Source organism: Paenibacillus oryzisoli, from assembly GCF_050467285.1.
In the GTDB taxonomy this organism is placed as follows: domain Bacteria; phylum Bacillota; class Bacilli; order Paenibacillales; family NBRC-103111; genus Paenibacillus_E; species Paenibacillus_E oryzisoli_A.
Genome location: NZ_JBCMUN010000009.1, coordinates 491,437 through 511,134, shown reverse-complemented (window position 1 = coordinate 511,134; position 19,698 = coordinate 491,437). Strand labels below are relative to the sequence as shown.

Here is a 19,698-nt window from a genome sequence, read left to right as displayed (position 1 = left end):
AGAGGAGCGGCGTACGCCAAACGATAAAAAGCCTGTTGGACGTATCATCCAACAGGCTTATTCCCATTTACCGGCCTTCCCATACGGATAAAATGTCGGCAGCCACCCGAGGCCATGAAAAGTTGCCTTCGGCCATACGACGGCCGTTCATGCCCATTTGACGCGCTCTGCCCATATCGGAGAGCACATAGTTCAGCTTTTCCGCATATTCGGCTGGATCTTCCGGATTGTTAATCAGCAATCCGTTATTATTGGCGATAATCTCGGGATTGCCGCCGCGCGCCGTTGTCAGAAACGGCAGTCCGGCAGCCATCGCCTCATAATGCACCCTGGCCAGAGGCTCCTGCCAGATGGACGTACAGACGAACACGTCGCCGGCACAGAACCAGCGATGCACATCGTGCGCCTGGACGTAGCCTGTCGTGATGACGGGGAGCGGCGCTTGTTCGGCAAGCGCTTTGACATAGGCGATATAGTCGCTGATCGTATTGTCGCTGTACCAGGCGCCGCCGACGATGACGAGCGCGGCATCGGAATGCCTCAGCTGTGACATGGCGCGAACGAGGACGTGCGGCCCCTTGTTGCGGGTGAGCCGGCCGACGAAGAGGATGATCTTCTTATTGCCGAGATTATGCTCTGCGCGCAGAGATTCCCTTGCGCTGCGCGCCTGCTGCGATTCGAGCCACGGCGCAAAGCGGTCGAGGTCGACGCCGGAGTAGATGGTTTTCAGCTTCGGCGCAGCTTGCGGATAGTAGTCGGTAATAGATGTGCCAATATAATTGCTGATTGTAATAATGCGCTCCGTTTGTGCAATCACTTCGTTGCCTTCGACGGGGTGCAGCTTGAGCGGATGAAACATATCGTTATGCATGCTTAAAATAATGCGCGAGTTCGGGGCTACGCTGCGGACGGGCAGCACCAGCTTCGGCCGGTTGAAAATATGAATGATGTCGTAGTGTTCCAGAGCGGTAGCCAAGAAAGCGACGACCCCCTGCGCATACACTTCGAGAAGCCCTTCAGAAAGCACGCGCACGTAACGGATGCCGTCGACGACTTCCTCTTGCGGCAAATCAGGATCTGTTCGGCCCAATATCGTCAGACGGTGCGAGCGGCTCAGCATGGAAGCGACGCCGCAGATGTAAGTCTGAATCGCACCGCCGCGAATATTGGGGACAGGGAGCTTTTCGGTGCAAATCATTAAGATATTCACGAGGTAACAGCTTCCTTTCGTCAAGCAGTTCGCTTTTTCGCGGTGAACTTGCTCTTTTTAGTAGAAGGCAGCTTGCTTCGATGATGTTTGAGCGGCGTGCCTTTCCTTGGCGTTTTCGCTTTGAGGCTCTTTCTCTTCGGTTTCAAAATTGCAATCTTCCATACAACCGGTTGTTGGGTGCGCCTTTTCATTCTCCGCTTTTGCAAACGCCAATGCACTAGCCGTCTCGATTTTCTCCGCCGTTTAAACCCGCTTGATTTCCGGAACTTCGTGGATTTGCGTTTTTTCGGGACAGTCATCGTAAACCTGTTGGGAGAATCGTTCGGTAGCATGACGAAAACTGGAGCGGCTGGAAGCCCTGCATGTGCACCTGTCCCGATACCAGCATCTGTCCCTGTCCCCGGCCCAGTCCCTGCACCTGCACCGACAGGTGCAAATTCAGGAGTCGATTGGGGCAAGGCACGTTTATAGCTATATTTGGATTTAGATTTAGATTTAGATTTAGGCACCTGTGCACGCACGGGTTCCAGCTCTCTCGCAGGCTCCAGCTCAGCCGCAGCCGGCTCACGCATCGGCTTAGATGTCGGATCCATCCGAGGCAAGCTGACAGGTTCTCCAACCAGTACCGGTTCAGGCGATTGTGCAGGCATGGGCTCTCTCACAGGCTCCAGCTCAGCTGCAGGCTCGCGCACGGGCATGGGTTTCGGATCGGCTGCAGGCAAGCTGACAGGCTCCTGAACGGCTATTGGTTCCAGCACAACCGCAGGCTCCTGAACGGCTATCGGTTCCAGCTCGGCTGCAGCCGGTTCTTGCATCGGCACAGATTCCGGTGCTGCTGCGCGCTCACCAGCCGGCAGTGTAAAGGACGGCAGCGGTGTTACGAGCTCGCGATTCGGCCGGTCGAAGACCAGAGAAGGCATGTCGACTGTCGTGTAATCGCCGGGGAGGTAGCTGGCCATATCTTTTTCCAGCTCGCGCAAGGCTTCCCATTTACTGGGCTCGGTGGCCATGACGCGATCCAGAATCGGTGCCAGTTCCAGCTCCATGAAAGGTCCAGGATTGAAAACAATTTCCTTGACATGTTTATAGAATTCATTCGGAAACGCCATATCCAGCCACAAAATTTCGAACGTCTCGCGATCCATCGGGTTCCCTTTGTGATACGCTTCGATCATGCCGCGAATCCAGGATAGATCCCAGACGCCCATGTCATCCATCGTGGAAGTAATGATTTTGCGGAGATCCCGGAAGGGCAGATCATACGAAACGCCGTCGAGGTCGATGACCCAGATGCCGCCTGTTCCCATTTGTCCGTTGGACCAGCCGTAGTCCTGATGGGCAAGACCCCAATGAGGCTCGCCTTTGGCCGTCATTTTCGTGTAGGAAGACGCTAGGAAACGCGTATAAATGTCGTTTGCCTGCCGTTCGAACTCGTCGATCACGGACAGGAGCCGACTGCTGGATGCGGCGCCCGGGTAAGCGAGGGCCAAGTCGCGAAACCAGCCGATTTTCGCGATAATTTTCTCGTAGTTTTTTCCCCATCCGTAGAGTCGCGAAGATTTCTCTGCGCCGAACGGAGGAATGTAGCCCTTGGAGCTCGCGTGAAATTCGCCTAGGCCGTAACAAAGCTCCGCAGCACCTGTCAAATCGACTTTGGATACCGGGGTCAGCGGCTCGATCCATTCCGTGACGATCCACAGCTTGCCGCCGGCTTCCACGCAGTTATTGCCGTCTTTCGTCAAGATAAAAGCCGGTACCCGATGCCCCTTTTCCGACAAATAAGCTTGTGCGCCAATGCTGAACAAACTGCGCTTGGGACTGCGGTGCAAAACCTTGATGCTGCGGTTGCCTTTGTCCGTACCGATTTTCCAAATGGCGCCGCCCTTGTCGGGTTTGGATGTAATAAGCACCATCTCGTGAACTTTCATGTCATACTGTTCCATGACTTGTCGTGCCAAGGCTTCTAATTCAGGAGGAACATACTGTTCATGCACGATGTCCGGAGATAGCATGTGATCTATCCAAGGGACAATTTGATAATTTTCCACCACCATCACTCCATCACTTCATCGAAATGGTTGCACTACGAACTACTTTTATCTCATAATAAAAGGAATTGGATGCCTAACGCTGGCGAGCCGCCTCTCTCGCTTCGCAGATAGGTTTCTATTTCTATGCATATGTCATTAAGTGATTCGTTGAAATGTACATTAGTGGAATTCTGCTCGTCAGCGGGCAAGTTTCTTTCCGCAAAAACCGGGGGAATGCCGGGGACGCATGTTCCGCAAATTCCCTGGATACATTAAGAAGTAAGCGACTTCATGCGTAGGTGGTGAAATATGGCACAGAAACCGGCAAGTCAAAAGTGGAATGATGTATTTGAGGGCGCTATGGCGCTTCTCGCGGTGGGGTGTGTAGTGTATTTCGGGATCAAGGGCAATGGGCCCAAAATTTTCGAACCGGTCTTAATCCTCATCGTACTGGCTTCGATCAGGCTGATTGTGCGATGGACGCGAACACCGCTGTTTGCCTCGCTTCGGTTTATCGTATTGCTCTTTATTTTCATCACGATGTTCTTGGCGAATGAATTCGGGTTCTACGGCATTATTCCGCATCTGGATAAAATCGAGCACTTTTTCTCCGGCGTTATTCTGACCTTCATCGGCCTGTTGATTTATCGCAAAGCGACGCAGCACGAAGGGGAAGGTGCGCCCAGCGCGCGCATTGCCATTTGGCTGAGCTTGTTTTTCGCCGTGGCGATGGCGGGTGTGTGGGAAATTTTCGAGTACAGCATGGATGTCTTCTTCGGGACGAACAATCAGAACGGCAGCTTACAGGACACGATGACTGACATTATCTGCGGAACGATCGGAGCGGTGCTGGCAGCGCTGTACCTCCTCACGCGTGCGCGCAAGAAGCGTCTGCCGCTGATTCATACGGAGAGCTGAGCGCATATTTTCGTCTTCCTTGCGTCATCTTATAGAGCATAGAGGCGTCAGCTCTGTGTGACGAAGGAGGAGGAAACGTGCAGCTGTACCATTTGGGCTATATTGTATTTTTTAGTGTGCTGCTGGCAGTGACAATCGCGGGGGCGGGATGGTTTGTGTATCATAAAAGAAAACGAGGAGCCCGCTGAGCGCTCCAGAGAAGGCCGTTACGGGAGTAACGGCTTTTTTCATTTTGGACGCAACAAGGCACATTCATCCAAGCTTTCTGGCTGTTAGAACATACACTAACAAGAGCGAACGATGACAAAGGCGACGGATGTGGTGCAGATGGACGACGAGTTGAAGGCGCTGATTGAGGAAATCTACGGTTTGATGATTGCGCGGACGGAAGTTTTGCATGATACGAGCCGCACCTTGGTAGTCAAGCTGGAGACGGAGCAGGGTACGTATTTGTTGAAGAGCATTTATGTGAGCGAAGCCCGGGTGCGCTTTATGCTGGATTGCGAACAGTTTCTTCGGGGCCGCGGGATTCGGATTCCGGCCATTCGGAAGGCGCGGGGAGATCAGTTGTTTTTCTCGTGGAAATGGAAGCATTATGTGCTCCAGGAATGGATTGCTGCCGTGCCGTGGGCGAAGTCGCCGGAAGAGATGGCGGTGTTGATGGCGGGCTTGGCCGGACAGGTTCACTTTCGATCCAAATCGTATCGGCCTGATGAGGAAGAAACGGATAACGGACTTCTTTTGTGGGAGCGCGAATATGAGGACGTACAGGCATTCTTGGCCCGATGGCGGGAAGAGGGTACGAGTGTGAAAAAGAAGAACCGCAAAGCTGTCCGCAAGCAGCTGGACTTCTTTCTCGCCGCAGCTGGGGAGGTGCAGGAACGTCTGACGACCCGCCTCAGCGATTGTGCGCTGCACGGAGCGCTGACGCCCGTGATCAGTCATAACGATTTTCATACGAAAAATGTATTGATCACCGCGCAACACGAAGCATACTTGATCGATTGGGAGTTCGTGCGGTTGGATGGTCCTTCTCGGGACTTGAACCGAATTCTTCATTCTCTTATAAAAAAGACAGCCGAATGGAACGCGGACGTCTTTGAACGAATCAAAGACGCGTACATGGCCGAGCATCCGCTCTCGGAGGAGGAGCTTCGCTTCGTCTACCTTGATCTGGCTTTTCCGCATAATTTGTACCGGTATCTGTATTGGAAAAGATTTGATCGGATGCCGCTCGAGCGTGTGCAGTGCATTCTGGAGGCAGAGGCGGCGAAAACGGCGTATTTTTTGCAGGAGGCTCGAATTTCGTGTCATGATAGTTGACATATATCGTAAAGCGATTTATAATGCAAATAATCGCACAACGACGTGCAATCATAACGAAGGCAACGACGCCTATCCCATTCGCGGATAGGCGTTTTCTGTCTTTCTAGGAGGATGAACGAGATGATGCAACGTTTGAAGGATGTTGTTTTGTTTTTCCAATGCCTGCCTGCTGCACTGACTTGGTACTAGACGTCAAAGGTTGCGCCGTCCGCGCGGAGTCTTTATGATCAGGATATAGCAGTTCATTTCCTGAAGGGAGACCGCGCCGATGAACACATTGAAGCAATATTGGAACGACGTATATAGGGAATTTGGCTTTCATCCGGACCGGGAGAGCTGGCTTGTGCGCTACATGGACGATTTGTCCCAGCCTGAGGGCATCATTGTGGATTTGGGCTGCGGGCTCGGCAATAACGCTCTTTACTTGCTGGACCATGGCTTGCCGGTCGTCGCATGCGACGTGGCGGAGGAGGCGCTTAAGCAGCTGCAGGCCTACAAGCCGGATCTCGTTACCCAATGCTTCGACATGCGGAACGGACTTCCGTTTGACAACCGCTCGGCAAAGGTTGTGATCGTCGATCTGAGCCTGCATTATTTTGACGAGCCGACGACGTTTGACATTCTTGCGGAGCTGCATCGGGTTCTGCGTGAAGACGGGCTGCTGGTCGGTCGGGTGAACGCGATTCAAGATATGCCCAATAAGCAAGACATTCAGGCGGCGGTGGAGCGGCACTTTTATGAGCATGAAGGTATCTATCGGCGTTTCTTTGACAGGCAGGACATTACACATTTCTTGAATGCTGTGAAGTGGTCTCTGGAAGTTGTAGAAGAACACGATCTTGTTCGGTACGGGAGCCGCAAGGTGCTGTGGGAGTTCGCAGCAAGGAAGCGGTCATGAACCAACTAACAACGAAGCTTGGGTCTCCACGGAGACGCAGGCTTTTTTCTGTCCCAAGGGAGGAAATGGTTGCCACATGTAGAAGTGGTAGACCATCACAAAGAAGATAGGAGAACGAAAATTTCTATGAATGCGATTGCTAAACGTAAAAGTGAACTGCAGCGTTACGAAGCCCCTGTATCCCTGGATGCCGCGGCGGTCGATGCTTTTTGGGAAGCCAAGCTCGCGGAATCGCGCGAGGTGCCGCTGCAAGCCGTCAGAGTGCAGGAGCACTCGCTGTTTCCAACGGTGCGCGTCGACAAGCTCATCTATGCGGGGCACGATGGCACCCCGATTCACGGCTGGTTCCTCGTTCCGACGCATGCCGGAGACTCCAAGCGTCCGTGCATCCTGACGTTCCCCGGCTACACGGGCGACAAAGGCTTGCCTGAGCGCTATGCGCAGTGGCTTATGCTCGGCTATGCCGTGCTCGCGATCGATGCGCGCGGTCAAACCGGCGAGACCGGCAATTTGCTGCCGGATCTAAGTGGCGCAGCGCCGGGTTGGGTCTCGACGAACATTATGGATAAGGATCGCTGCTATTATTTGGAGCTGGCGCTGGACATCGTCCGCGCGGCGGAAATCGCGGCGCAGCAGCCGGAAGTGGATGCGAACCGAATCGCTTCCATGGGTTCCAGCCAGGGAGGCGGTATGGCTTTGCTGGCGGGGGCGCTCAGTCCGCACATCGGCGCGGTTGTGGCGAATATTCCGAATATGTGCCACATGGATTTTGGCGTTCTGAATTCGACAGGCTCCCTGACGGAAATTGCCCGTTACGTGAAACGATACCCCGATAAGCTGGAGGATGTTCTTGCCACGCTTGCGCATTTTGACATTGTGAATCTGGCTCATCGCATTACGGCGCCGGTCTTGATCGCTGTGAGCTGGAAGGATACGGTCTGTATGCCGGAGACGGTGTACGGTGCGTATAACCGATTATCTTGTCCGAAGCGGATCTATGACTATCCATTCAACGGGCATGAAACCGGCGAGGAGCATCAGCGAAAGGTAATGTTGTTTGTTCAGGAGATTTTTGGGGAATAGCGGATTGGATATAGTCGAATGGCCTTGCATCTCGCCTTACTTGAGTGTTGACAGCGCTCAAGGGAAGGGCGGGGGATGCAAGGCTTATTTACGTTATAGCCGTCTGCGTTCGCAGTTTTCGCGATGTTGATGTTCCTGACGAGTTTACACCTTTTCGATCTTTTGCTAAAATGATCCACAGTCCTATTGTAAACCTGATTTTTCATTTGTTGGTTGACAATAAAAAACGAAATAAGATTAGAGGGGAACGTGTGATGATGTTTGCGAAGACGAGAGATCGAGACTGGCAGCTGCTTGCGCAGAAAGCGTTGACTGGAGAATGTCTGACGATGGACGAGAGTTTGGCCGTGCTGGAGGCGGAGGATGATGAGGTGCTGGCGATTTTGCAAGCAGCATTCGCGGTACGCAAGCACTTTTACGGAAAAAAAGTGAAGCTGAACATGATCATTAACGCAAAAAGCGGGCTCTGCCCGGAGGACTGCGGCTATTGCTCGCAATCGATTCGCTCTCAGGCTCCGATTGAGAAGTATAAGATGCTGGATAAAGATACACTCATCGCAGGCGCAAGGGAAGCGTTGAATCGCAAAGCCGGCACGTACTGCATTGTAGCGGCCGGCAGGGGGCCGACCGAGCGTGAGCTCGAGCAGGTCATTCTTGCGGTGCAGGAAATTCGGGCAACATTGCCGCTTAAGATATGCGCATGTCTGGGTATTTTACGAGGCGATCAGGCTAAACGATTAGCGGATGCAGGCGTCCATCGGTACAATCACAATTTGAATACATCCAGCGCCAATTATGCTGCAATTACATCAACCCACACGTACGATCAACGGGTCGAGACGGTTCAAAAAGTGAAACAACAAGGGATTTCTCCCTGCTCGGGTGTCATCATCGGGATGGGCGAGACGCATGAGGAAATTGTTGAAATGGCAGTCGCCTTGCGGGAACTGGATGCCGATTCCATCCCCGTTAATTTTCTTAACCCGATTCCGGGAACGCCGCTTGAAAACGCCGAACACACACAGCCGATGAAAGCGCTCAAGGTGCTTGCGTTATTCCGATTCATCTGCCCCTCGAAGGAAATCCGTGTAGCCGGAGGGCGGGAAGTCAATCTCCAATCGCTGCAGCCGCTTTCGCTTTATGCCGCCAATTCCCTGTTTGTCGGGGACTATTTGACGACGCAAGGACAAGCGATAGCGGCCGATCATCAGATGATCGAAGATTTAGGATTTGAGATTGAACGATGCGCATTGAAAAAAGGGGGGGAGTAGGAGGCGAAACCGTTTGTAAACAAGTGAGCTGATTTCTGGTAAAATAAGGAGAGAACCGTCAAATTTGCGCGGTGCGGCTGGCACCGAGGTAGCAGGAGGAATCGTTGTGGCTTCAAAATCTGAATTAACCGTACTGCATGTTGAACATCAAGCTGCTTGGGAAAGCTGGCTGTCGCAGCAGCATGAGGCTTCTCCCGGCGTTCGGCTTCGAATCGCCAAGAAAGGCAGCGGTCTTTCGTCCGTGTCCTACGAAGAGGCGCTGGAAAGCGCGCTCTGCTATGGCTGGATCGACAGCCAAAAGGAAAAAGGGGACGAGCAGTCCTGGCTGCAGCGGTTTACACCGCGCGGGCCCAAGAGCCTGTGGTCCCTGGTGAACAAGGAAAAGGCGGAGCGGCTGATCGCCGAAGGTCGAATGAAGCCGTCCGGGCTTAGCGCGATTGAGACCGCTAAGCAGAACGGACAATGGGACAAGGCGTATGCTTCGCAGAGCCGATCGGCCGTGCCGGATGATTTTGCAGAGGCGCTTGCGCGAAACGGCAAGGCGAAGGCGTTTTTCGAGACGCTGGACAGTACCAATCGGTATGCGATGATTTTCCGCATTCAGCAGGTGAAGAAGGCCGAGACTCGGTCGAGGAAGATCGAGCAATACATCGAGATGCTGGAAAAAGGCGAGAAAATTCATTCTTGATGCGCATAGACGGATTCAAGCCTGCAGCGGCTGCTGCAGGCTTTGCTCGCATCATAGGGACGGACGTATTCGGACGATACGAGTTGGTAACACAGGGGTAAAGTTTAGCGAAAGCGTGTTTTATCCGAGGCTGCTCTCCAGCAGCTGCTTGTAAAATTGTTTCGCCGCCGCCGACAGCGGCGTGCTCTTTAATCGGGCTATGCCGACTTTGCGCGGCGGCAGCGGGGGCGTGAGCTGGATTTCATGCAAACGGCCCTGTGCAAGGTCGGCGTGGATAAATTCCTTGACAACGCACGCGATGCCCAGGCCGCTTTGAGCGAATTCCACGAGCAGGTCCATGCTGCCCAGCTCGATTTCGGGCTTGATTTTAACGCCAAGCTTGGCTGCGTGTGCATCCAGATACGCCCGGGTCTGGCTGCTTTTCTCCAGCAGAATGAGCGGATATGCCGCAAGCTGCTCCATCGTCAGCTCGCCGCCGGTCACATGCTGATAGCGGTCGCCCGCGACAAAGCAATCCTGCAAGGATACGCTTTCTTCGATGTAGACGGCCGAATCTGTGAAAGGCAAATGGATGAGGCCGATGTCGATTTTGCCTTCTTTTAACATGGTGACCGTGTCTGCCGTTGTTCGGTTGAAGATCTGGAGCTTGATCTGCGGGAACGCTGCGTGAAACGCTTGGAGCTTAGGCAAAAGTATATGCTTGCACAGCGTATCGCCGGCCCCGATTTTCACCTCGCCGTGGGTGAGTTGATGCATTTCGCTAATTTTCCGCTCGCCGTTTAAAATAAAATGATAAGCTTGCTCAATATAGGTGAACAAGGTTTCGCCTTCCGTCGTGAGCGTCACGCCTTTGGACGTGCGAACGAACAACGGGCCGCCCAGCTTCGATTCCAATTGCTTAATGGCGTGAGTGACGGCAGGCTGCGTAATATACAGCTCCTCTGCGGCTCTCGACAGGCTGCCGGTGCGGGCGGTGAAATAGAAAGCCTGGTATAAATCCATATTATGTACCATGCGATATCCTCTTTGCTATTAGTTTTATTAATATCAGAGATTACAATTATTCATTTTTTTAATTTCACTATACCCTCTATACTTTGAAATGGAAAGTGAATTTCAAAGCAGGAGGGTCATGACATGACAGTTACAGCGATAATAGGTGCGAATTGGGGCGACGAAGGGAAAGGCAAGATTACGGATCTGTTTGCGCGGCAGGTTGATTATGTGGTCAGATTTCAAGGAGGAAGCAATGCGGGGCATACGATTATCAACGATTATGGCAAAATCGCCCTGCATATGCTTCCGTCCGGTGTCTGCCATCCTCAGGTGACGAATGTGATCGGTCCGGGCGTGGCGCTCAACTTAAGCAAGCTTCGTCAAGAGCTTGAGACGCTGGCTGCGAAGGGCATTCCCGAGCCTCGGCTGCGCATTTCAGATCGCGCGCAAGTGGTGCTGCCGTATCACATTGTGCTGGATGAGTTGGAAGAAGAGCGGCTCGGGGAGAAGAAGTTCGGCTCAACCAAGCAGGGCATCGCGCCCTTCTATGCGGACAAATATGCGAAGCTGGGCATTCAGGTCGCGGATTTGTTCCATGAGACAAATCTCAGAGAAAAAATAGAGACAGCACTTCACATCAAGAACGTATTGTTCACTCATCTCTATCATCATCCTGGCTTCACGGTCGATGAAGTGATGGAACAACTGCAGCGTGATACAGACTGGTTGAAGCCTTATGTCTGCGATACAACGGAGCTGCTGCACGCCGCTTTAGCCCGTGGAGAGCGGATCTTGGCGGAGGGGCAACTGGGGGCGCTTCGGGACCCTGATCACGGGATCTACCCGTATACGACGTCGTCATCCACATTGGCCGGATTTGCCGCCGTCGGCGCTTCACTGCCGCCGCATGAGATCAAGCGGATCGTTGCCGTAACGAAGGCTTACTCCAGTTGTGTCGGTGACGGCGCTTTTGTGACGGAGCTGTCGGGAGACGAGGCGGAGGCGTTGCGGGCCCGAGGCGGCGATGCCGGCGAATACGGCGTATTGACCAGGCGGCCCAGACGCGTCGGCTGGTTCGATAGCGTCGCTACGAGATACGGCTGCCGGATTCAAGGGGCAACGGAAGTTGCCTTGACGAACCTGGATGTGCTAGGCTATCTGACGGAAATCCCGGTTTGCACGGCGTATCGCCTCGAAAGCGGGCAAGTTACGGCGTTTCTAAGCCCGCAGCAGCTATATACAGCAACGCCAATCTATGAAACGCTCCCTGGGTGGGGATGCGATATTTCAGCGGTGCGCACCTTTGCGGAGCTGCCGCCGCAAGCGCAAGCATATGTGCTTCGTCTGGAGGCGCTCATCGAGGTGCCGATCCGCTGGATCTCGGTCGGTCCCGAGCGAAACCAGATCATAGAACGGGGCAAATAAGGAGGAGGAGTTCCCATGCAGGAATCAACCATAACGCAACGTCTAGCCGAGCTTGGCATTGTACTTCCCGAAGTAAGTAAACCGGCCGCACGCTATGCCAATGCCGTAGAGGTAAACAATGGACTTCTATTCGTGTCTGGAAAGGGACCCTCTGGCGCGCCGAAGGGAAAGCTCGGCAGTACGTATACGACGGCCGAAGGCTACGCGTTTGCCCGGCTTACCGGACTCGAAATTCTCGCTGTCGTGCAGGCGGAGCTTGGCTCTCTAGATTTGGTGAAGCGGGTGGTGAAGCTGCAGGGCTTTGTCAATGCGACCGCCGACTTCGAAGAGCATCATCTTGTGTTGAACGGCTGTTCGGAGCTGATGCTGGATGTCTTCGGAGACAAGGGCGTGCATGCGCGCTCCGTGTTTGGCGCGGTATCGCTGCGGGATAACTTGCCGGTTATCGTGGATTCGATTTTTGAGATATGAAAGGAGCTATGCCATGAAAACCACAATCGCTTGCCTGCACGCCCACCATTCGAATATTGCCTACATCGAGCAAGCCGCCGCTTCGGCGGATGTCGAACTGGTTCACTACGTCGATCCTGGGCTGATGCGTCGAATCGGCTCAGATCCGGGCTTCAGCGTGGAGCGAGCGAAAGAGAAAGTTGCCGAGCAGCTCAGGTGGATGCTGCATACGAAACCCGATCAATTGCTGATCACCTGCACGAATTACATTGCACTGCTTGACGAGGAACGGCTCCATACGCAGGTGCCGATTCTAAAAATCGATGAGCCGTTTTTTGAGGAAATCCTCGCACAAAGCGGACCGCAACTTCTGCTGTTCACGAATCCCGCGACCGTAGAAGGGACGATGGCCAGGCTTCACCATTACGCCGCACAGCTGGGAGTGGCGCTTGGGGAGGTGGAAGCTGCCGTCATCGCCAATACGTTCGAGCTCATCATGCAAGGGAAGCAGGAAGCGTACACCCGTGAGGTCGCAGACTACATCGTGCGCTTGCTGGCGAACAATCCTGGCCTCAAGATGTCCGTCGCCCAGCTCTCCATGGTGGAGGCGGCCGAGCGCGCCCGGCGTCAGAGCGGAGCAGCCATCGGCAATCCATTAACGCCATTAACGAAATACTTGATTGAAGTGCCCGCAATGTCCCCACGAGATGGTACAATGGATAGATAAGTTATCCAATTTATCGTTTGAAAGTAGGGATTTTCTTGATTATCGACGTGAAGGACGTAACGTGGCTTCGTGAACAGCAGCCCATCTTGAAGGGGGTGAGCTGGCAGGTGCAGCCTGGCGAGCATTGGTGTATCGTAGGTCTGAACGGTTCGGGGAAAACGACGCTGCTGAATATGATTAACGGCTATGTTTGGCCGACTTCCGGTGAAATTTCCGTACTAGGTCAAAAATTTGGCGAATTCGATCTGCGCGAACTGCGCAAATCGATCGGCTGGGTGAGCTCGTCGCTGCAGCAGCGTCTGCATGGCAGCGAGACGGCTTTGAACACGGTGCTCAGCGGCAAATTTGCTACCATCGGCTTGTACGATAAAGCAGATGAAGCGGATATCGCCAAAGCGCATGAGCTGCTGCAACTGCTCGGCTGCAGCAAGCTGGCGGGCCGCAGGTACGACACGTTCTCGCAGGGCGAACGGCAGCGGGTGCTGATCGCCCGCGCCTTAATGGCGTCGCCGGCGCTGCTGATTCTGGACGAGCCCTGCACAGGTCTCGACGTATTCGCCCGCGAGATGCTCCTTAGCATGGTGGAGCGAATTGCGCTTCAGCCGGATGCGCCGACACTGCTCTTTGTAACGCATCATATTGAAGAAATTATGCCGGTCTTCCGCCACACGCTGCTTGTCAAAGGGGGAGAAGTGTTCCGCGCCGGCCTTACGCAAGATGTGCTGGACGCGGAGCTGTTGTCCGACTTTTTCGGCGCGCAAGTGGAAGTCGAGCAGCGCGGTGACCGGAGCTGGTTGAGACCGATTGGCCGGCTGTCGGACTCACAGCTCGACCTGGAATAGCGTGCCGTCGTCTCGATAATAGATGGAGATGGCATCCGATTTCGTGGTGAGTTGAATCGAGGTTTTCGTGAATTTTTCAATAATTCCGCGCTCTACCTCGCAATAAACACCCACAGCATCCGTCTGCCAGACGGAAACCGTTGATTGAGATAAGGCGGCCGTAAAGAGATCTGCGTCCGATTCGAGCAGTTTCCGCATTGCGTCTTCCTCACTTTCCTCTTGTTACGCCATGATGTCTCCCGCGTACCCTGAGTATATGCGATTGGGATCGGATATGTACAGGACAGGGAAGACAGAATCATAGGGAAGTGTGCAAAGCCCTTGCTTTCTATCAGCAAGGGCTTTCTTTTTATTGCACAAATGGGCGATGATACGAATAAGGTAAAAGGAATACCAGTCATGGAGAGTTCTCCAGAGAGGAATTGAAGTAAATGCCAACTTCTATTGTTTTTAATATGATCAATGTAAACAGTCAGCATAGAAATGCGACAGTTGGAATTGGAGAGAACGCGCAATCCAGTTGGGATTCCCATAGTAAAAACAACTTTGGTACCGGAGAGTTTATCGGAGGTCCCTCCTTTCAAGTTAATGTCATTAATGTGCTGAATGATAATGATTTTATTGATTCACCGATATACGATGAGGATTTTAAACCGGCCTTGACAAATCAAGCATAAGTGGGCTTCAACGGCATATTTTAAGAAGAAAGGGTGCCGATTATCATGCGTTTGGATAAGCTCCTTTCTCAAGTGGTAGCCGAACGTTCGGATCGTCGTTTTATTCTCCGTCCCCACCCATAGACTGGAAGGATACATTCCCGCCGATTCTCTTCTTCCCAAAGCTTTTGCCTGGATTCTAAAATGGATCTCCTTGTCAATAAACCGAGCGGTTTTCCATTAGGGTCTATGATAAAGAAGCGATGTTGCTGAGTACTTAGCATGATATGGCAAACATCACTTATGGTTTGGTCGGGGGATACAACCGGTACACGGGATGTAAAGTATTCCGAAAGGATTCTGTGGCCCAGCTTCCTTTCCATCAGCACTTGTAGATCCGTCTGAACGACTTCGCCAATTAGTGCGCCATCATCCGATAGCAGGGGGTATCCCTTGAAGCGGTATTGGTCCGGGGCAGACTCTATTTTCGACTTGGCGGAGTCGAGGGATTCACTGGCGTTCAAACATTGCAACGGCGTTAGTGTCAACTGGGACACCTTCATTTGATCCAGCGGGTCTACCACGTAATCCCTTGCGACATGGCGTCCCCGGCGGGCAATTTTTTCTGTCAAAATAGACCGGGGCAATATGAGGGCCGAGAACCCGGCCGCGACTGTACAGGTTAGTAAAATGGGCATAATCATCGATACATCATGGGTAACTTCTAGCATGAAGACAACGGTCGTCAGGGGAGAGCGAGTAACGCCGGAGAAAACAGCGGCCATCCCGATCATCGCCCAAATACCGGGATCAGGCATGTGGAAAATTGCGGAAAGCGCAGTTCCGCAGGTACCGCCAATGATTAGTAACGGCGCCATAATTCCTCCGGAAGTTCCCGATCCAAGCGCAACGATCCAAATTATCGTTTTTATGAGTAAGAAGCCGACCAAGAAGAACGTGAACTGCCCAGTTACAAGATCGCGTATCGTATCGTAACCGACACCAAGCACACGGGGATCAATAAGGCCACCAAGCCCGATGATCATACCGCCTAATGCGGGCCACCACATCCAGTGAAGAGGTAATTTTTCAAATAAATCCTCCGTTTTGTAAATGGCTTTTGTGAGAATAAAGGCAATTCCTGCACCGAGAAGGCCGAACAGCAGAGCAACGCACAGCGTTATTGAAAGGTTGGAAGATGCGGCATGACTGGGAAAGACGGGGTCTGACCCAGCCCAAAAATGTCTAAGGTAATCTGAAACAATACTGGCTAAAACGACCGGAAACACACTTCGAGGGCGCATTTCAAATGCAAGCAGCTCGATTGCAAAAAAAACAGCGGCGATTGGTGCATTGAAGGTTGCGCTCATCCCGGCCGCTGCACCGCTTAGCAGCAATATTTTTCGCTCCGCAGATGTCAGGTGGAGACATTGGCCAATAACGGATCCAAGTGCCCCTCCGGACATGATGATGGGTCCTTCCGAACCGAAGGGACCGCCGCTTCCGATCGAAATCGCTGCGGAAATGGGTTTTAATAAAGCAACTTTCGGGGCGATCACACTTTTGCCGTTGAGAATAGCTTCCATGGCTTCCGGTATGCCGTGGCCGCGAATTTTGTCAGATCCATACCGGGCCATGCATCCGATTGCAATGCCCCCGATTACAGGGACGACAAGGGCTCCGAGCCCGAGTGAATTGGGATAAGGCGTAACGAATGCGAGTGAAAATTGATGGAAGTAGAACAAATTGGTGAAGAAACCAATCATTCTTTGTAAAGCTGCAGCGGTGAATGAACCGATTGCGCCCACGAGAATAGCAATCAAAGCGATGTACAAACTGCGTGGACTCATACGGAAATCGGCTAATGGCGTTCGTGGCGGTGCCTGCATGGAATATCAACTGCCTTTCGAATTGATGTTTGATATATCCATTTGTATCGCAATGCGATATAAATTATGTTAAGGGGGCAGGCTTTATGGAAAATAAAACTGTCGACAAACACATGTACGAGCAGTTAGCCAACTTCCGGTACCGGCTTCGTTGTTTTGTCCATTTTAGCGAGCAAGCCGTGCGCCAAATTGGATTAACCCCACAATCCCATCAATTGCTGCTGGCCATTATGGGCTTTCCGGAAAGAGAGTATGCCACGCCTTCGGAACTGGCAGAGAAGCTCCAGTTGAGTCACCACGCATGTACGGGGTTGATCAATCGCTGCAAGCAAATGGGCATCATTGAACGCAGACCGAACTTGGAAGATGGCCGAAGCACTTTCATTCACTTGACGCATAAAGGGAGAATCTTATTGGAAAGGCTTTCCGAAATCCATTTGCAGGAATTGAATCGGATTGGATTCCTGACCCGGAGCGACGGAATCTGATACGAAATCGATGTGTGTTCATTTTTTCACCGAAAAAGGAATGCTGATGTCTTGCCCGGAGTTCTTTATCTGTACCTGAATGTTAAATTCAAATGTGCTGTTCGAAAAAAAATCGTCCCAATTCGGCTTCAGCTGTTTCCATAGAGCCGGATTTTTTCTATACATTTTATTTCCAATGCCAAGAAGATCCCATTTCTCCTGTTGCAATTTGGAAATCGTATGTTTCAAGCTAACCTCGATGTTTTGTTGGATTTGTTGTTCAAGTCGCTTTCCATCCGCTTTTGAACGAACCTTGCTGCATTTGAGCTCCCCGATGGATCCCTTTAACTTGACAGTTATCTGCGTGATGACGGTATTATTTTGCAGGCGCGGTGTTATCTTACCGACAGCAGACATAACCTCAAGGGATTCATTGTGTTCGATGTCTGACAAGGAATAACCCGAGCAGGGGAAAATGATAATCCCACTTTTGTACTGATTGAGTATCATTAGTAGCGACTGGACATCTTCGGGACTCAATGTGCCTGCTAATAAGCCATTTTTAATTGCTGCAATTCCTGCGACAGATGCCAATTCCGGCTTATGGTCGATCTGAATATAAGGGAGCATGGCGATACTCGTTTCGCTGTTCAATTGATTGGCTAGGTCAAGGAGCGGAACCTTGGATGTCTTCGCATTATATTTGGCCCCCGATTCAATCATTCGTCTGATTTGCTGGCCTATTGTGCTCTCTATAAACGGCTTTAGGCTTAAAACCTCGCCAGCCTTTCCTTTCGCAATCAAGACAAAGACATTTTCTCTAGGTTCGTGATCACGCATGAAATAATCCAGAAAGTGGTTAATTTCATTCTTTTTGGCGAAATCCTCCCCGATAATAATGACTCTGAAATGATCCCATTTCGCTTTTCTGCCAAAGTGGATGGGGATGTCGCGGACAGCGTCGAAAGCAGATTCCCCTTTTGTAACAATGCTTACACCTTTGCGGCCTGGGCGACTACCGCTGCTTGCTTCCCCACTCGATGGCAAATAAAAGTGGGTCGTCAGTTCAATCTTCCCATCCTTTGATTGGTCGACAGCAACGGCCTGCACAAAGCCGAATTCGGTCAACTCCGCTTTGTTCCAACATCCGCATAGCGTCCCTAGTAAAAGAAGGCTAATACATGTCGTAAGGGTGTACCTCATGAAGCTTACTTCCTTTCCTTCTCAACTGCATGCCGATGCTGGTTCCTCGGTGATTCAAGCAGTTTTTTTCGGGAAACGCGTATAAAGATATCTCTTAATTGTTTGAAGTGCATAGGAGCAATCGGTGACAAATAGGGTTGTCCTAATGAACGCAGGCAGGTTAGATGTAACAGCATCCACAGAATTCCGATCATGACGCCAAATCCTCCTAAGGTAAAGGCAAGTACCATAAGAGGGAAGCGCAAAATGCGCAAAGCAATCCCCATGTTGTATTGCGGAAGCGCAAATGATGCTATTCCTGTAAGTGACACAATGATAACCATGACAGGCGAAGCGATTTTGGCTTGTATCGCGGCCTGACCGATCACTAGCGCGCCGACGATACTCACTGCTGATCCGATTGGACGCGGGAGACGCAAGCCTGCTTCCCGCAAAAGCTCGAAGAAAAACTCCATTAGAAGTGCTTCAAAAAAGGCAGGGAATGGGATACCCTCTCTGGTATCCAGTAAGGCAAGCAGCAGTACCGTTGGAATCAACTCAGAGTGAAACGTTGACAATGCGATGTAGGTGCTGGGCAACAATAAGGCAATCAGGAACGCGATAAATCGAATAGACCGGATGAGACTGGAAAAAACAGATCGATGGTAGTAATCTTCACTCGTCGTAAAAAATTCAAAAAAACTGACAGGGCAGATGAGAATGCTGGGCGATCCATTGACCATGGCAATAATCTTGCCGTCAAGCAAGGCCCCCACCGCAGCATCGGGTCGTTCAGTATAACGAACGGCCGGGAAGGGGGTGATCGAGTTTTCGCCAATCCATTCTTCCAGATAGGAGGTGTCGATGATATCTTCCTTTTCCACATCGGCAATTCGCCTTTGGAATTCGGTTAGCGTCTCCGGATTAACGGAACCTTCCAAATATCCGTACGAAATTTCCCGCCGTAACTCTTGGCCAACGGTGACGATGACGATCTTAAATTTGGGCGATTTCATTAAATTGCGGATCAAGCCGATATTACTGTTCATATCTTCGATAGTACTCATTCGCGGGCCTTGCACGACAGGCTCGGTTACCGGCTCCGTAATCTGTCGGGTGGAAAGCCCCATCGCTTTGTAACCAAGCGCTTTATCCCAATCTCCTATAAAAATAACAATGTCGCCGCTTAATACGCGGCGAACCGCATCATCAAAGCTGTCGATGATTTCCGCAGTTTGTGTAGACACACCGTTATTGTTGAAGAAGGTAATGATGTCCTTCGGGGTGATTGAATCGGAGGCTAGTCCTTCATTCGAAACAAGATCTTCAAGTGTCTCTTTCATGAAGTTGAATTTTTTCTGCTGAATCAAAGTGGTGAAATAACAAGAGAATGCTCGATATTCCATATAGGGTCCATAGCTCCAGGATTCTACGGTGAAATCCGCACACTCGGAGAAGATCGTTTCTATCTCGCTCCGGTTTTCTTCCAATTTTGTTGAGATTGAAGAAGTAGACATGTATGTTTCCTGTGAAGGATCCGTCAAATGGGGTGACGGCATGGCGTTGAAGGAACGTTTAGGACTAAAAAACCGAAAATTCATCTGCAATCCCTCGTTTGGTCTGAAATGAACGCAAGAAGA

The 19,698-nt window shown here is 51.7% G+C and carries 19 protein-coding genes; 12 read left to right on the top strand and 7 right to left on the bottom strand.

The annotated features are described in order from the left end of the window. Positions 1 to 67: 67 nt before the first annotated feature. Together ABE504_RS17605 and ABE504_RS17600 are read right to left on the bottom strand one after the other, a co-directional pair. Complete coding sequence (locus tag ABE504_RS17605; protein ID WP_430091074.1) at positions 68 to 1,210, bottom strand: glycosyltransferase family 4 protein; 1,143 nt, start codon at positions 1,208 to 1,210, stop codon at positions 68 to 70. Positions 1,211 to 1,230: 20 nt separating this feature from the next. Next, positions 1,231 to 3,258: a CotS family spore coat protein gene (locus ABE504_RS17600; protein WP_430091072.1), complete on the bottom strand. Its 2,028-nt coding sequence runs from the start codon at positions 3,256 to 3,258 to the stop codon at positions 1,231 to 1,233. Positions 3,259 to 3,549: 291 nt separating this feature from the next. On the opposite strand from ABE504_RS17600, the gene ABE504_RS17595 reads away from it, so the two are divergent. From ABE504_RS17595 to ABE504_RS17570, 6 genes are all read left to right on the top strand, one after another. Beyond that, entirely contained in the window at positions 3,550 to 4,158 is a 609-nt protein-coding gene (locus ABE504_RS17595) for a hypothetical protein (RefSeq protein ID WP_430091070.1), read from the top strand. Between the two features lie 300 nt (positions 4,159 to 4,458). After that, a complete protein-coding gene (locus ABE504_RS17590) occupies positions 4,459 to 5,481 on the top strand; it encodes a phosphotransferase (protein ID WP_430091068.1) in 1,023 nt (340 codons plus the stop codon). Between the two features lie 271 nt (positions 5,482 to 5,752). Then, on the top strand, positions 5,753 to 6,382 hold the full coding sequence (locus ABE504_RS17585; RefSeq protein ID WP_430091067.1) for a class I SAM-dependent methyltransferase: 630 nt from the start codon (positions 5,753 to 5,755) through the stop codon (positions 6,380 to 6,382). A gap of 126 nt (positions 6,383 to 6,508) precedes the next feature. Beyond that, complete coding sequence (locus ABE504_RS17580) at positions 6,509 to 7,465, top strand: acetylxylan esterase (RefSeq protein WP_430091065.1); 957 nt, start codon at positions 6,509 to 6,511, stop codon at positions 7,463 to 7,465. A 257-nt stretch (positions 7,466 to 7,722) separates the two neighbouring features. After that, positions 7,723 to 8,736 carry a biotin synthase BioB gene (bioB, locus tag ABE504_RS17575; protein WP_430091378.1) on the top strand — a complete coding sequence of 338 codons (1,014 nt, stop codon included), beginning with the start codon at positions 7,723 to 7,725 and terminating at the stop codon, positions 8,734 to 8,736. Positions 8,737 to 8,842: 106 nt separating this feature from the next. After that, a complete protein-coding gene (locus ABE504_RS17570; RefSeq protein WP_430091063.1) occupies positions 8,843 to 9,424 on the top strand; it encodes a YdeI/OmpD-associated family protein in 582 nt (193 codons plus the stop codon). 120 nt (positions 9,425 to 9,544) lie between these two features. Here the strand turns inward: ABE504_RS17570 and ABE504_RS17565 are convergent, their stop codons facing one another. Continuing rightward, a complete protein-coding gene (locus ABE504_RS17565; protein WP_430091062.1) occupies positions 9,545 to 10,438 on the bottom strand; it encodes a LysR family transcriptional regulator in 894 nt (297 codons plus the stop codon). Between the two features lie 123 nt (positions 10,439 to 10,561). Here ABE504_RS17565 and ABE504_RS17560 point away from each other — a divergent pair, with 123 nt between their 5' ends. From ABE504_RS17560 to ABE504_RS17545, 4 genes are read left to right on the top strand one after another with little or no spacing between them, the layout of a single operon-like run. Further along, entirely contained in the window at positions 10,562 to 11,845 is a 1,284-nt protein-coding gene (locus tag ABE504_RS17560; RefSeq protein WP_430091060.1) for an adenylosuccinate synthase, read from the top strand. A gap of 15 nt (positions 11,846 to 11,860) precedes the next feature. Further along, positions 11,861 to 12,316 carry a RidA family protein gene (locus ABE504_RS17555; protein ID WP_430091059.1) on the top strand — a complete coding sequence of 152 codons (456 nt, stop codon included), beginning with the start codon at positions 11,861 to 11,863 and terminating at the stop codon, positions 12,314 to 12,316. A gap of 13 nt (positions 12,317 to 12,329) precedes the next feature. Next, positions 12,330 to 13,022: a hypothetical protein gene (locus tag ABE504_RS17550; protein ID WP_430091057.1), complete on the top strand. Its 693-nt coding sequence runs from the start codon at positions 12,330 to 12,332 to the stop codon at positions 13,020 to 13,022. Positions 13,023 to 13,057: 35 nt separating this feature from the next. Then, positions 13,058 to 13,864 (top strand): ABC transporter ATP-binding protein, encoded by an 807-nt coding sequence (locus ABE504_RS17545; protein WP_430091055.1) that lies wholly within the window; start codon positions 13,058 to 13,060, stop codon positions 13,862 to 13,864. Here the strand turns inward: ABE504_RS17545 and ABE504_RS17540 are convergent. Next, positions 13,844 to 14,062: a hypothetical protein gene (locus ABE504_RS17540; RefSeq protein ID WP_430091053.1), complete on the bottom strand. Its 219-nt coding sequence runs from the start codon at positions 14,060 to 14,062 to the stop codon at positions 13,844 to 13,846. The two genes, ABE504_RS17545 and ABE504_RS17540, sit on opposite strands and share 21 nt — an antisense overlap. Positions 14,063 to 14,295: 233 nt before the next feature. Here ABE504_RS17540 and ABE504_RS17535 point away from each other — a divergent pair, with 233 nt between their 5' ends. Continuing rightward, positions 14,296 to 14,541 (top strand): spore germination protein, encoded by a 246-nt coding sequence (locus tag ABE504_RS17535; protein WP_430091051.1) that lies wholly within the window; start codon positions 14,296 to 14,298, stop codon positions 14,539 to 14,541. Between the two features lie 68 nt (positions 14,542 to 14,609). Here the strand turns inward: ABE504_RS17535 and ABE504_RS17530 are convergent, their stop codons facing one another. Next, positions 14,610 to 16,355, bottom strand: a complete 1,746-nt coding sequence (locus ABE504_RS17530; RefSeq protein ID WP_430091049.1) for a chloride channel protein — start codon at positions 16,353 to 16,355, stop codon at positions 14,610 to 14,612. Positions 16,356 to 16,495: 140 nt separating this feature from the next. On the opposite strand from ABE504_RS17530, the gene ABE504_RS17525 reads away from it, so the two are divergent. Then, positions 16,496 to 16,897, top strand: a complete 402-nt coding sequence (locus ABE504_RS17525) for a MarR family winged helix-turn-helix transcriptional regulator (RefSeq protein ID WP_430091047.1) — start codon at positions 16,496 to 16,498, stop codon at positions 16,895 to 16,897. Positions 16,898 to 16,915: 18 nt separating this feature from the next. Here ABE504_RS17525 and ABE504_RS17520 read toward each other — a convergent pair whose 3' ends face one another. Then, positions 16,916 to 18,079 carry a Ger(x)C family spore germination protein gene (locus ABE504_RS17520; RefSeq protein ID WP_430091045.1) on the bottom strand — a complete coding sequence of 388 codons (1,164 nt, stop codon included), beginning with the start codon at positions 18,077 to 18,079 and terminating at the stop codon, positions 16,916 to 16,918. Positions 18,080 to 18,084: 5 nt separating this feature from the next. Beyond that, positions 18,085 to 19,659 (bottom strand): spore germination protein, encoded by a 1,575-nt coding sequence (locus ABE504_RS17515; RefSeq protein WP_430091043.1) that lies wholly within the window; start codon positions 19,657 to 19,659, stop codon positions 18,085 to 18,087. Between the last annotated feature and the right edge of the window lie 39 nt (positions 19,660 to 19,698).

Coding starts and splice junctions, on each gene's coding strand:
- ABE504_RS17595 (WP_430091070.1), top strand. CDS start 3,550: ATGGCACAGAAACCGGCAAGTCAAAAGTGGAATGATGTATTTGAGGGC.
- ABE504_RS17590 (WP_430091068.1), top strand. CDS start 4,459: ATGACAAAGGCGACGGATGTGGTGCAGATGGACGACGAGTTGAAGGCG.
- ABE504_RS17585 (WP_430091067.1), top strand. CDS start 5,753: ATGAACACATTGAAGCAATATTGGAACGACGTATATAGGGAATTTGGC.
- ABE504_RS17580 (WP_430091065.1), top strand. CDS start 6,509: ATGAATGCGATTGCTAAACGTAAAAGTGAACTGCAGCGTTACGAAGCC.
- bioB (WP_430091378.1), top strand. CDS start 7,723: ATGTTTGCGAAGACGAGAGATCGAGACTGGCAGCTGCTTGCGCAGAAA.
- ABE504_RS17565 (WP_430091062.1), bottom strand. CDS start 10,438: ATGGTACATAATATGGATTTATACCAGGCTTTCTATTTCACCGCCCGC.
- ABE504_RS17560 (WP_430091060.1), top strand. CDS start 10,562: ATGACAGTTACAGCGATAATAGGTGCGAATTGGGGCGACGAAGGGAAA.
- ABE504_RS17555 (WP_430091059.1), top strand. CDS start 11,861: ATGCAGGAATCAACCATAACGCAACGTCTAGCCGAGCTTGGCATTGTA.
- ABE504_RS17550 (WP_430091057.1), top strand. CDS start 12,330: ATGAAAACCACAATCGCTTGCCTGCACGCCCACCATTCGAATATTGCC.
- ABE504_RS17540 (WP_430091053.1), bottom strand. CDS start 14,062: ATGCGGAAACTGCTCGAATCGGACGCAGATCTCTTTACGGCCGCCTTA.
- ABE504_RS17535 (WP_430091051.1), top strand. CDS start 14,296: ATGCCAACTTCTATTGTTTTTAATATGATCAATGTAAACAGTCAGCAT.
- ABE504_RS17525 (WP_430091047.1), top strand. CDS start 16,496: ATGGAAAATAAAACTGTCGACAAACACATGTACGAGCAGTTAGCCAAC.
- ABE504_RS17520 (WP_430091045.1), bottom strand. CDS start 18,079: ATGAGGTACACCCTTACGACATGTATTAGCCTTCTTTTACTAGGGACG.
- ABE504_RS17515 (WP_430091043.1), bottom strand. CDS start 19,659: ATGAATTTTCGGTTTTTTAGTCCTAAACGTTCCTTCAACGCCATGCCG.